Origin of the sequence: Ilumatobacter sp., from assembly GCF_039969435.1 — a bacterium.
In the GTDB taxonomy this organism is placed as follows: Bacteria; Actinomycetota; Acidimicrobiia; order Acidimicrobiales; family Ilumatobacteraceae; genus Ilumatobacter_A.
Window position 1 is genome coordinate 496144 of sequence record NZ_JBDVNU010000006.1, and the last position, 10901, is coordinate 507044.

11 protein-coding genes are annotated in these 10901 nt (G+C 68.1%); 6 read left to right on the forward strand and 5 right to left on the reverse strand.

Annotated features, from left to right (window positions below):
- The first annotated feature begins 19 nt into the window (after positions 1-19).
- Complete coding sequence (locus ABJK40_RS03085; RefSeq protein WP_348478022.1) at positions 20-817, forward strand: metal ABC transporter ATP-binding protein; 798 nt, start codon at positions 20-22, stop codon at positions 815-817.
- 77 nt (positions 818-894) lie between these two features.
- On the opposite strand, the gene ABJK40_RS03090 is transcribed toward ABJK40_RS03085, so the two are convergent.
- A complete protein-coding gene (locus ABJK40_RS03090; RefSeq protein WP_348478021.1) occupies positions 895-1347 on the reverse strand; it encodes a transcriptional repressor in 453 nt (150 codons plus the stop codon).
- 155 nt (positions 1348-1502) lie between these two features.
- On the opposite strand from ABJK40_RS03090, the gene ABJK40_RS03095 reads away from it, so the two are divergent.
- Complete coding sequence (locus ABJK40_RS03095; RefSeq protein WP_348478020.1) at positions 1503-2417, forward strand: peptidoglycan DD-metalloendopeptidase family protein; 915 nt, start codon at positions 1503-1505, stop codon at positions 2415-2417.
- Here the strand turns inward: ABJK40_RS03095 and ABJK40_RS03100 are convergent.
- From ABJK40_RS03100 to ABJK40_RS03110, 3 genes are read right to left on the reverse strand one after another with little or no spacing between them, the layout of a single operon-like run.
- Positions 2399-3685, reverse strand: coding sequence for a YibE/F family protein (locus ABJK40_RS03100; RefSeq protein WP_348478019.1), 1287 nt, complete (start codon positions 3683-3685; stop codon positions 2399-2401). The two genes, ABJK40_RS03095 and ABJK40_RS03100, sit on opposite strands and share 19 nt — an antisense overlap.
- Before the next feature lie 5 nt (positions 3686-3690).
- Positions 3691-4782 carry an ACR3 family arsenite efflux transporter gene (gene arsB / locus ABJK40_RS03105; protein WP_348478018.1) on the reverse strand — a complete coding sequence of 364 codons (1092 nt, stop codon included), beginning with the start codon at positions 4780-4782 and terminating at the stop codon, positions 3691-3693.
- Positions 4779-5225, reverse strand: a complete 447-nt coding sequence (locus tag ABJK40_RS03110; RefSeq protein ID WP_348478017.1) for an ArsI/CadI family heavy metal resistance metalloenzyme — start codon at positions 5223-5225, stop codon at positions 4779-4781. The genes arsB and ABJK40_RS03110 overlap by 4 nt, the downstream gene beginning before the upstream one ends.
- Before the next feature lie 79 nt (positions 5226-5304).
- Here ABJK40_RS03110 and ABJK40_RS03115 point away from each other — a divergent pair, with 79 nt between their 5' ends.
- Positions 5305-5664 carry a metalloregulator ArsR/SmtB family transcription factor gene (locus ABJK40_RS03115; protein ID WP_348510137.1) on the forward strand — a complete coding sequence of 120 codons (360 nt, stop codon included), beginning with the start codon at positions 5305-5307 and terminating at the stop codon, positions 5662-5664.
- Positions 5665-5688: 24 nt separating this feature from the next.
- Here the strand turns inward: ABJK40_RS03115 and ABJK40_RS03120 are convergent, their stop codons facing one another.
- Positions 5689-6744: an aldo/keto reductase gene (locus ABJK40_RS03120; RefSeq protein ID WP_348478015.1), complete on the reverse strand. Its 1056-nt coding sequence runs from the start codon at positions 6742-6744 to the stop codon at positions 5689-5691.
- A 161-nt stretch (positions 6745-6905) separates the two neighbouring features.
- Between ABJK40_RS03120 and ABJK40_RS03125 the strand changes: the two genes are divergently transcribed.
- From ABJK40_RS03125 to ABJK40_RS03135, 3 genes are all read left to right on the forward strand, one after another.
- Positions 6906-9182 (forward strand): FdhF/YdeP family oxidoreductase, encoded by a 2277-nt coding sequence (locus ABJK40_RS03125; protein ID WP_348478014.1) that lies wholly within the window; start codon positions 6906-6908, stop codon positions 9180-9182.
- Positions 9183-9391: 209 nt separating this feature from the next.
- Positions 9392-9973, forward strand: coding sequence for a cytochrome c oxidase subunit 3 (locus ABJK40_RS03130; protein WP_348478013.1), 582 nt, complete (start codon positions 9392-9394; stop codon positions 9971-9973).
- Positions 9970-10881, forward strand: a complete 912-nt coding sequence (locus ABJK40_RS03135; protein WP_348478012.1) for a c-type cytochrome — start codon at positions 9970-9972, stop codon at positions 10879-10881. The genes ABJK40_RS03130 and ABJK40_RS03135 overlap by 4 nt, the downstream gene beginning before the upstream one ends.
- Positions 10882-10901: the final 20 nt, after the last annotated feature.

Below are 10901 nucleotides of genomic sequence, written 5' to 3' on the forward strand. Positions count from 1 at the left end.
AACCCAAGAACGGCACTGCGTGAAGAGTTCTCCTGACATCGACACGACGAGCGAGGTCGCCTCGCGGACGGCGGGTTCACCGTCGATCGTCCTGTCCGACGTGATCGTCGACCGCGGACGGTCGACGGTGCTGCAGGTCCCTCACCTCGAGATCGCTGCCGGCTACACCGCCCTGGTCGGCCCCAACGGGTCGGGGAAGTCGACGATGCTCCACGTCATCGCGGGCCTCCTGCACCCGTCGCAGGGCAGCGTCAGGTTGCTTCCGTCGGGCACTCGCGACGCGAACGTGGCCTATGTGCTCCAGTCCCAGCGTGCGTCGGAGCACCTGCTCGTGACCGCTCGCGAGGTGGTTCGCCTCGCCCGTCGCCGAACGTTCCCGGGCGCCGCGAGCAGAGCCGAACGGGTCGTCGTGAACGCCGTGATGGAGCGCCTCGGCATCCTCGATCTGGCGAACCGCCACCTCGCGGACATGTCCGGCGGGCAGCGACAGCGGGTGTTCATCGCGCAGGGCCTCGCTCAGCAGGCCGACATCCTGCTGCTCGACGAACCCGTCGCAGGTCTGGACCTGGCGTCGGAACAGACGATCAGGTCGGCGATCGACGACGAGCGGGCCGCCGGTCGCACCGTGGTCGTTGCGACGCACGATCTCGCCGAGGCGACTCGAGCCGACCGTGTCGTCATGCTGAACGGGACCGTCGTGGCGTCCGGGCCACCGGCCGAGGTGCTGCGACCGGAGAACCTTCGTCAGGCGTACCGAGGTCGCGTGCTCGACCTGGGCGACGGCTCGATCGCCATCGACGACGATCATCACCACTGACCGGGCACCACTGATCCGGGCACCACTGGTCGGGCCGTCGAGCAGCCGGTGGCGCGGAGTGCGGGGGCGGTGACCGATCAGTCGCCGGTCGCGCCGCACTCGGCGCACACGACGAAGACGTCGATCAGGTGACTCGAGGGGGTCGCGTCGGCGGCGCGTGCCACCTTCGCGAACGCGGCGTCGAGGAGCCGCTCGAGTTCGTCGTCGAGCGTGAAGTCCTCGACGGAGCCGCACGTCTCGCAGATCAGGTGATGGTGGTGCTCGGTCAGTTCCTCGGCGAGTTCGAAGTGCGCATGGTCGGCGCCGTGGACGAGGCGGCGCACGACGCCGGCATCCTGCATCAACGCGAGGTTGCGGTACGCCGAACTCTGGGTGATCTCACCGGAGAAGGCCAGGAGGTCGGGCAGCGTGACGGGTCCACCGATCGAGCGCAACGCCGCCACGATCGCGCGGCGTCCCGACGTGTACCTCATGTCGTGTCGATCGAGGCGGTCCGCCACGACCCGGTCGAGTTCGGTTGTGGGAGCCATAACCGGACGAAGTGTAGTCGTGACCTCTCGTCGCATCGAACGTGTGAGACCTCCTGTCGTGACAACCCTCGATCTGTGGTTTAGGGTGAGACTTGCGGACGGGGATCACGACAACACACGACGACGACAACCACACGAGACCCCGAGGACCCCGAATGACGACGACCACCCGCCCCACGCCGATCCGACCGACACGACGTCCGCTCTCGCGCCGCGGGACCTGGAAGAAGGCGAGTCTGGGTCTCTCGCTGATCGCGATCTCGATGACGTCGATTCCCGCGACCACCGCTGCTGCGCCGCCGATGATCGCAGCGGGACTCGACGGTGCCGACGATCTCGGGCCTGGCGACATCGGGCCGAGGGTGAAGGACGTGCAGCAGGCGCTCGTGGCAGGAGGGGTGTTCCTTCCCGGAGGTGTCGACGGTGTCTTCGGGTCGGCGACCACGAAGGCGATCGCGGATTTCCAGTCCTGGAACGGTCTCGAGCGCACCGGTGAACTCGACGAGCAGACGATCGGGCGTCTCGAGCGCGTCTCGAGCGGTGCAGCGTCGAGCCGATCTCGGTCCGGCGGGTCCGAGTCGGACTCGACCGACGCCACGGGGAGCGACGCCACGGGATGGACCTCTCTGGAGCGGTTCCCCGTGCAGGGCAACTGCGCCTACGGCGACACCTGGCACGCGTCGCGTGGGGGTGGTCGTGTCCACGAGGGCGTCGACGTCATCGCCGCCACGGGCAACCTGCTGTACGCGGTGGCCGATGGCACCATCACCACCCGCTACTGGGACCAGCCCGGCCGGATCTCGGGCAACGGGCTCAAGCTGACCGCCGCCGATGGCACCTACTTCGTCTACCTGCACCTGTCCGGGTTCGCTCCCGGCATCGAGGTGGGCACGAGGGTGGAGGCCGGCGACGTGATCGGATTCGTGGGGAGCACCGGCAGCAGCGCCACCCCGCACCTGCACTTCGAGATCCACCCGGGCGGGGGCGGGGCGATCAACCCCTATCCCTACGTGCGGGCAATCGACGACTGCTCCGACCTGCGGGCCCGGTATCAGTCGTCGTTCGACTGATCCGTCCCGTGAGCCGGACCGGCGGACACGTCGGCCGTGCCGTCGTGGGTCACGCTGCCGAGGATGGCAGCAGCGAGTGCGGTGCTGATCGGCACCGAGGCGACGAGGCCGATCGAGCCGACGAGCGCCCGGACGATCTCGACCGCCACGACCTCACGCGTCGCCACCGACGACACCGACTGACCGGCTTCGCTGAACAGCAGCAGCAGGGGGAGCGCAGCCCCCGCGTAGGCGAGGAACAAGGTGTTCACCGTGGACGAGATGTGGTCGCGTCCGATCCGTACCGCTCGGCCGTACAGATCCCTCATGTCGGCGTCGGGCCGGGCGCGCTTCAACTCCCACACGGCGGACACCTGCGTGACCGTCACGTCGTCGAGCACGCCCAGCGACCCGATCACGACCCCTGCCAGCAGCAGGCCCTGAGGGTTGATGTCGGTGCCCAGCGCACCGAGGAATCCGGTCGACTCGTCGGCCAGGCCGGTGAGATCGGAGAATCGGACGAACACCCAGGCCAGCAGCGCCGTGATCGCCAGGCTCGCGATCGACGACAGGAGAGCGGCCGCGGTCGCGAGGTTGAACCCGTGCGCGAGGAACAGCGCAATGAACGCGATCACCCCGGCGGCGACGAGTGCCACGGCGACGGCGTTGGACCCGGCGAGGATCGCCGGCAACACGAACGCGACGATCACGAAGAGGCTGGCCGCGAGTCCGGCCAGGGCGCCCACCCCACGCCATCGGCCGAGCACGACGATCGCAGCCACGAACAGCAACGTCAGCAGGAGCAGCGGGGTGGATCGTTCGAAGTCGTAGAAGAACACCTGGGTGGACCCGTCGCCGTTCTCGACGACGTCGACGAGGATCGAGTCGCCGTCGCGGATCGGGCTGTCGATCGACTGCTCGAACGAGATCCGTTCCCCGTCGAGATCACCCTCGGAGACGACGATCTCGATCATCCTGCAACCCAGCAGCGGGTCGTAGCTGCACGGCTCGACGGGTGCCGAGGTCACCTGCGCCCGTACCGGGTCGCCCTCCAGACCGAGCGGGTCGACACCCCCGTCCGACGACCCCGGCCACAGGGCGACGAGCCCGATCAGCACCAGAACGGCACACACGGCGACCGATGCCCACATCGCTCGGCGGATCGTCGGGCGGACGGTGATCGGCGCACCGTCGTGGGAAGGATGGGGTCCGTGGGAGTGCATGACGAGATCGGCGGCGGCGGCGGGAGCGCTCGGATCGTACGAGATGCCGGCGCCCGTGTCCGGCACCCCCGTCAGTTCGTGTCGACGGATCTCGCGTAGAAGCGGCGACGGGCCCAGAGCGACACGTAGACCAGACCGACCAGGACCGGCACCTCGATCAGTGGGCCGATCGTGCCGGCCAGGGCCTGACCGCTCGTCACCCCGAACACGGCGATGGCGACGGCGATGGCCAACTCGAAGTTGTTGCCCGCCGCCGTGAACGCAACCGACGCGTTGCGGTCGTAGGGCAGCCCGAGGCGGTAGCCCGCGGTGAACGACCCGAACCACATCGTCACGAAGTAGACCAGGAGGGGTACCGCCACTCGGGCGACGTCGACGGGGCGATCGGTGATCCGCTCGCCCTGCAGGGCGAACAGCACGACGATCGTGAACAGCAACCCGTAGAGGGCGACCGGCCCGATGCGCGACAGGAAGCGTTCCTCGTACCAGACGGTGCCCCTGCGCTTCTCGCCGATGGTTCTCGTCAGGAAACCGGCGAGCAGTGGGACACCGAGGAAGATCAACACCGAACGGGCGATCTCCCAGATGCCGACGTCGAGACGCTCGGTCTCGAACCCGAGCCAGCCCGGCAGGACCGTCAGGTAGAACCAGCCGAGCACCGAGTACATCACGATCTGGAACACCGAGTTGACCGCCACGAGTCCGGCTCCCAATTCCCGGTTCCCGCACGCCAGGTCGTTCCAGATCAGCACCATCGCGATGCACCGGGCGAGCCCCACGATGATCAGCCCGGTCCGCAGTTCGGGCAGGTCGCCCAGGAACGTCCAAGCGAGCACGAACATCAGCGCGGGGCCGACGATCCAGTTCATCACCAGCGACAGCCCGAGCGTGCGTCGGTCACCCAGTTGTTCGCCGACACGGGTGTAGCGCACCTTGGCCAACACCGGGTACATCATCGCGAGCAGGCCGATCGCGATCGGGACCGACACGGTGCCGATGGTGATCTCGTCGAGCCAGTCGTCGAGGTCGGGGAGCACGCGTCCGATCCCGATGCCGAACACCATCGCCAGGCCGATCCAGACCGGCAGATACCGGTCGAGGGTCGAGAGCTCGGCGGCGGCGACGACGGCCGGCTCGGGTGGGGTGGTCGTGGTGCGGGTCACGCTGTCTGCGGAGCCGGTGCGCAGCACTGCGCGTTGTCCTCCGCGCCGTCAGCGGCGCGGTGGACGGTGTTGCGCATCTGTTCGGCGTCGCCCGTCTTCACGTAGAACTCCCACGGGGCCCCGTCGGGGTCGTGCACCCACGTCTCGGTCTTGAACGCATAGCAACACGTGGTGTCGTCGACGCCGGTCGTGGCGAGGCCATCGCCCGACAGGCGGCCCTCGGCGGCTTCGACCTCGGCGCCGGTCTCCACCTCGACGCCGAGATGGTTGAGCGTCCCCCCGGCCTCGCCTTCGATCAGCACGAGCTTGAGCGGCGGCTCGGCGATGGCGAAGTTGGCGTAGCCGGGCTTGCGCTTGGCCGGTTCGGTGGCGAAGAGCTTCGAGTAGAACTCGACCGCCTCGTCGATGTTCGAGACGTTCAGTGCGAGCTGGATGCGTGACATGGTGGCCCCTTCGATGAGCTGATGATAGATTGACGGATGTCGATGTGACGATCGTACCAATAGATCGACAGATGTCAATGTGAAAGATCCGAAGGGGAACTCAGACGTGGAACTCACCGAGCAGATCGACTGTTGTGCCCCGCTGACCGCTGCGCCGATCGACGACGCCGCCGCCGCCGAACTGGCCCGAACGTACGCCGCCCTCGCCGACCCCGTCCGGCTGAAGATGTTGAGCCTGATCGCCGCATCGGGCGAGGTGTGCTCGTGCGACTTCGTCGAGCCGCTCGCCAAGTCGCAACCGACGGTGAGCCACCACACGAGGATCCTCGCCGAGGCGGGTCTGATCGACGGCGACAAGCGCGGTCGGTGGGTCCACTGGCGGGTCAGGTCCGGCCGCGAGGGCTTCGTCCGTGGGGTGCTCGGCGCCGGACCCGCCTGATCGGCGGGTGAGCGTGACGGCCGATCAGGCCGTGCGCCGACGCCGCAGGAACGGATCCTGCAGCGCATCGGGCTGGTAGCCGGTGTCGCCATCGGAGAGGGTGGTCCCGGGCGGAACGATCTCGTCGATGCGGTCGAGGACGTCGGTGGACAGCTTCACCTCGGCGGCGCCGATCTGGGACTCCAGGTGTTCCATGGTGCGTGGTCCGATGATCGGCGCGGTCACCGCCGGGTGCTGCATCACGAATGCGATCGCCAGGTGGATGAGCGACATCCCGGCCTCCTCGGCCAGCAGCGCGAGGTCCTCGACGGCGTCGAGCTTGCGGGCGATCGCGGGGTTCGACATGTCGAACATGCCGGGGCGCCGCTTCGATCGGTTCGTCTCGGGTTGACCCTCGCCCTTGCGGATCTTGCCGCTGAGCCATCCTCCGGCGAGCGGGCTCCACGGGATGACTCCCATGTCGTACTTCTCCGCCACCGGCAGGACGTCGGCCTCGACGCCGCGCACGAGCAGCGAGTACGGCGGCTGCTCGGTGACGAACCGGCCGAGGCTTCGCTTCTCCGAGATCCACTGCCCTTCGACGATGCGGTGCGCCGGGAACGTCGACGAACCGAATGCTCGGATCTTGCCCTGGGTCTGCAGGTCGGTCAGCGCCGAGATGGTCTCGTCGTCGTTGGTTCCCGTGTCGGGTCGGTGGACCTGGTAGAGGTCGATCCAGTCGGTCTGGAGACGCTTCAGGCTCTCCTCGACCTCCTTGACGATCCAGCGTCGCGAGTTGCCGCGGTGGTTCGGGTCGCCTCCGGACTCGCCCATCTCGATGTCCATCGGCCCGTGGAACTTGGTGGCCAGGATCACGTCGTCACGCTTGCCCCCGGCGAGCGCCTTGCCGACGATCGTCTCGGACTCCCCACGCGAGTAGATGTCGGCGGTGTCGATGAAGTTGATGCCCTCGTCGAGGGCCCGGTGGATGATGCCGATCGACGTGTCGTGGTCCGGTTCGCCCCAGGCGCCGAACATCATCGCCCCCAGACAGAGCGGGCTGACGATCATTCCGGTGTGGCCGAGGTTGCGGTGTTCCATGGGTCGAAGCTATCCCCCCAGCCTGAGGTGGATTCCACGGAGCAGTCGTTCGACGACGCGTGCTGGTGCTTCGATCGGAGGGGCGGCGGGGCGATCGTGCCGATCGTGGTGATCGTCGGCACGAACGTGTATGCGGCTCCGCATGTGGAGACAATGGACCCATGTCCTCCCGCTCGATCCGTGAACCCGAAGCATCCGACGTGGAGGTGTCCGAACCCGAGACCTCGGCCACCGGGCTCCCGGCGATCGCATCGAGCATGAAGCGATCCATCTCGCAGATGGGCGTTCGCCGAACCGTGAGGACGCTCGCCGTCATCAATCAGCCGTCGGGTTTCGATTGTCCGGGGTGTGCCTGGCCCGAGGCCGACCCGTCGGAACGCAAGCACATCGAGTTCTGTGAGAGCGGCGTCAAAGCGGTCGCCGAGGAGGCGACCACGGACCGCGTGGACCGCGAGTTCTTCGCTGCACACGACCTCGACGACCTGCGGACACGATCCGACTTCTGGCTCGGACGGGTCGGCCGACTCACCGAACCGATGGTCAAGCAACCCGGCGGTTCGCATTTCGAACCGGTCTCGTGGGACGCGGCCCTCGACCTCGTGGCCGATCGCCTGCGTTCGCTCGACGACCCGAACGAGGCGGTGCTGTACACGTCGGGCCGCTCGAGCAACGAGGCCGCCTACGTCTACCAGTTGATGGCCAAGTGCTTCGGGACGAACAACCTGCCCGACTGTTCGAACATGTGCCACGAGCCCACCGGGGCCGCGCTGAGCGACACGATCGGCATCGGCAAGGGATCGGTTCGACTCTCCGACTTCGCGCACGCCGACACGATCGTCCTCGCCGGCCAGAACCCGGGCACCAACCACCCGAGGATGCTCTCGACGTTGGAGGAGGCGAAGAAGAACGGGGCACGGATCGTCTCGATCAACCCGCTGCCCGAGGCCGGCCTCCTGAACTTCAAGAACCCACAGACTCCTCGTGGCCTGTCGGGCGTCGGCACGCCGCTCGCCGACGTCCACCTGCCGATCCGCCTCGGTGCCGACCATGCGCTCTTCCAACTCTGGAACAAGCGCCTCGTCGAGGCCGGCGAGGTCGACGAACGGTTCGTCGCCGACCACACGTCGGGCTACGACGAACTGTGTGCGCACCTGGCGTCCGTCGACGCGGACGATCTGTTGCGACAGACGGGACTCGACCCCGCGGCGGTCGACCAGGCCTACGAGATCGTGGCGTCGGCGGAGCGGTTGATCGTGTGCTGGGCGATGGGGATCACACAGCATGTCGGCGCGATCGACACCATCGCGGAGATCGTGAACCTGAACCTGTTGGGCGGACACATCGGTCGACTCGGCGCCGGGCTGTGTCCCGTGCGCGGGCACTCCAACGTCCAGGGCGATCGCACGATGGGGATCTGGGAGAAGGTGCAGCCGGACATGCTGGCGGCCCTCGAGCACGAGTTCGGCGTGTCCCTGCCGACGGACGACGGGGTGGACGTCGTCGACGCGATCCGGTCGTTCGAGGACGGGCACGCCAAGGTGTTCATCGGACTCGGCGGAAACTTCGCGCGAGCCACACCCGACACGGACCGGACCGAGCGCGCCCTGAGCGATGCGTCGCTCGTGGTGAACCTCTCGACCAAGCTGAACCGGACGCACCTGGTGACCGACCAGACGTCGCTGATCCTCCCGGTACTCGGTCGCACCGAGGTCGACCGCCAGGCGAGCGGTGACCAGTTCGTCACGGTCGAGGACTCGATGGGCATGGTCCACGCGTCGACCGGGATGTTGCCGCCGCCGTCGAGACACGCCCGCAGCGAGGTGGCGATCGTCACCGGGCTGGCGCAGCGTCTGCTCGGCGCCGACCACCCGGTGCGCTGGAAGGAGATGGGCGACGACTACGACGTCATCCGCGAGCACATCGGCCGCACGGTCGGCGGGTTCAACGACTTCAACTCGCGCGTCCGGATCCCGGGAGGGTTCGAACTGCCGCACCCGCCGAGGGACTCACGCACGTTCGAGACCAGCGACTCCAAGGCCCACTTCACCGTCAGTCGTGCGGTCACGCCGACGGCGGGCGACGGGGAGTTGGTCCTCCAGACGACACGTTCGCACGATCAGTACAACACGACGATCTACGGTCATGACGATCGCTACCGAGGACTCTCGGGCGACCGGCACGTGGTGATGATGAACGCGAACGACATCGCTCGTCTCGGGTTCGCGTCCGGCGACCGGGTCGATCTCGTCACGTCGGCGTCGGGACCCGAACGTCGGGCGCGCGGCTTCCGGATCGTCGACTACCCGACGCCCGAGGGGACGGCGGCCGCGTACTACCCCGAGACGAACGTGCTCGTGCCACTCGACCACCACGGCCCGGTCGCACAGACGCCGGCGTCGAAGTCGATCGTCATCCGGCTGGAGCGCTCCACGAGTTGACCGAACGGTCGATCGGGCACCGAAATTCGTGTCAGCACATCAGTGCGAGTTGCGGACATGTGCTCACAGACACGACGAGACGCGATTCCTGGCAGCGCATCCGGCCGAGTCGCCCGGATGTGCTGACGGGAACAGCGGCTGCATCGCCCCCGCCACGGAATTCCGAGTTTTCGTTCCCACGACGCTGCTCTGCGGGTTACGTTCGACACATGACCCTTGCCGAGGCGAAGCGCACGCCGGCGCGGTCGCCTGGGCGGACGACGGGCCAGTTCGGAGTCGTGGTGTTCCTCGCCTCGGACGTGATGCTGTTCGCCCCGTTCTTCGCGGCGTACTTCCTGCTGCGGTCCACGGCCGAGCAGTGGCCGCCCGAGGGCGCCGAACTCGACGTGGCGCGAGCCGTGGCGGCCACCGTGGTGCTCGTGGCGTCGTCGTTCACCCTGGTCGCCGGCGACCGGGCCCATGAACGTGGTGACGGTCGGTCGATGCGGCGTTGGCTCATCGTCACCATCGCTCTCGGTACCGGGTTCCTCGTCAATCAGTTCGCGGAGTACGCCACACTCGACTTCCGCGCCGACGACCACCCCTACGGATCCGTCTACTGGGGGCTCACCGGGTTGCACACGGCGCACGTCTTGGGTGGCGTGTGCGCGCTCGGCCTGCTCTACGTCCGCGCTGCGCGCACCCGCTCGCTGGACGAGATCACGCCGTGGGCTCGCGGGATCTCGTTGTTCTGGCATCTCGTCGACGTGGTCTGGGTCGGCGTCTTCCTCACGATCTGGGTGATCCGTTGAAGCGCTCGACCGCGTCGGCGGCGATGCTCGGTCTCCCGATCGCGGCAGCCGGGCTGTTCACCGCGGTCGCTCTCCTGTCGCCGTCGGCACCGGGAGCCTCCGCTGCACCGGCCACCCCGCCGGAGCAGGAAGTCGAGCAGGGATCGGAGCAGGCGGGCGTCGACGAGCCCGTCGACGGGCGACGACTCTTCGAGACGCAGTGTTCGAGCTGCCACGGGCTCGACGCCCGGGGCGTCGACGATCGCGGTCCCACGCTGGAACCCGAAGGCGGCGCCTCGACCGACTTCGTGTTGCGGACGGGGCGGATGCCGCTGGCCGCGCCGGGGATCCAGGCGCGCCGGGGGCCGGTGCGGTACGACGAGGCCGAGATCGTCGCCCTCGTCGAGTACGTGGCGTCGATCGGCAGTGGTCCCGACGTACCGGAGGTCGACATCGCCGGTGCCGACGTGTCCAACGGCGGCGAGCTGTACCGGCTCAACTGCGCGGCGTGCCACGTGTCGTCCGGCGCCGGCGCACCGATCGGTGGGGGCCGCAGCGCTCCGAACCTGCAGCTGGCCACGTCGACCGAGATCGCCGAGGCGATCCTCGTCGGTCCGGGGTCGATGCCGGTGTTCGGTGAGTTCGACGACGACGAGATCGCCGACGTGGCGGCCTACATCGAGGTCGCCCTGCAGGACGCCGAGACCACGTCGGCCAGCCGCTTCGGTGGTGCCGGGCCCGTCGCCGAAGGGCTGGCGGCGTGGATCCTCGCTCTCCTCCCGTTGGTCGCGCTGACCCGGTGGATCGGCCAGGCCAAGGACGGCCGGGACCACCCCCTCGAACCGGACGGTGACGTGGACGACGACGCCCAGCTCGACGACCTCGCTCACCCGATCGACGACGACGAAGAGGAGATGGCGCCCTCGTGAGCGGATCGGAGACGAGCGGA

Excerpts from the sequence above, each read along its gene's own strand:
- ABJK40_RS03125 (WP_348478014.1), top strand. The coding sequence starts at position 6,906 with ATGTCCTCCCGCTCGATCCGTGAACCCGAAGCATCCGACGTGGAGGTG.
- ABJK40_RS03090 (WP_348478021.1), bottom strand. The coding sequence starts at position 1,347 with ATGGCTCCCACAACCGAACTCGACCGGGTCGTGGCGGACCGCCTCGAT.
- ABJK40_RS03110 (WP_348478017.1), bottom strand. The coding sequence starts at position 5,225 with ATGTCACGCATCCAGCTCGCACTGAACGTCTCGAACATCGACGAGGCG.
- ABJK40_RS03095 (WP_348478020.1), top strand. The coding sequence starts at position 1,503 with ATGACGACGACCACCCGCCCCACGCCGATCCGACCGACACGACGTCCG.
- ABJK40_RS03130 (WP_348478013.1), top strand. The coding sequence starts at position 9,392 with ATGACCCTTGCCGAGGCGAAGCGCACGCCGGCGCGGTCGCCTGGGCGG.
- ABJK40_RS03120 (WP_348478015.1), bottom strand. The coding sequence starts at position 6,744 with ATGGAACACCGCAACCTCGGCCACACCGGAATGATCGTCAGCCCGCTC.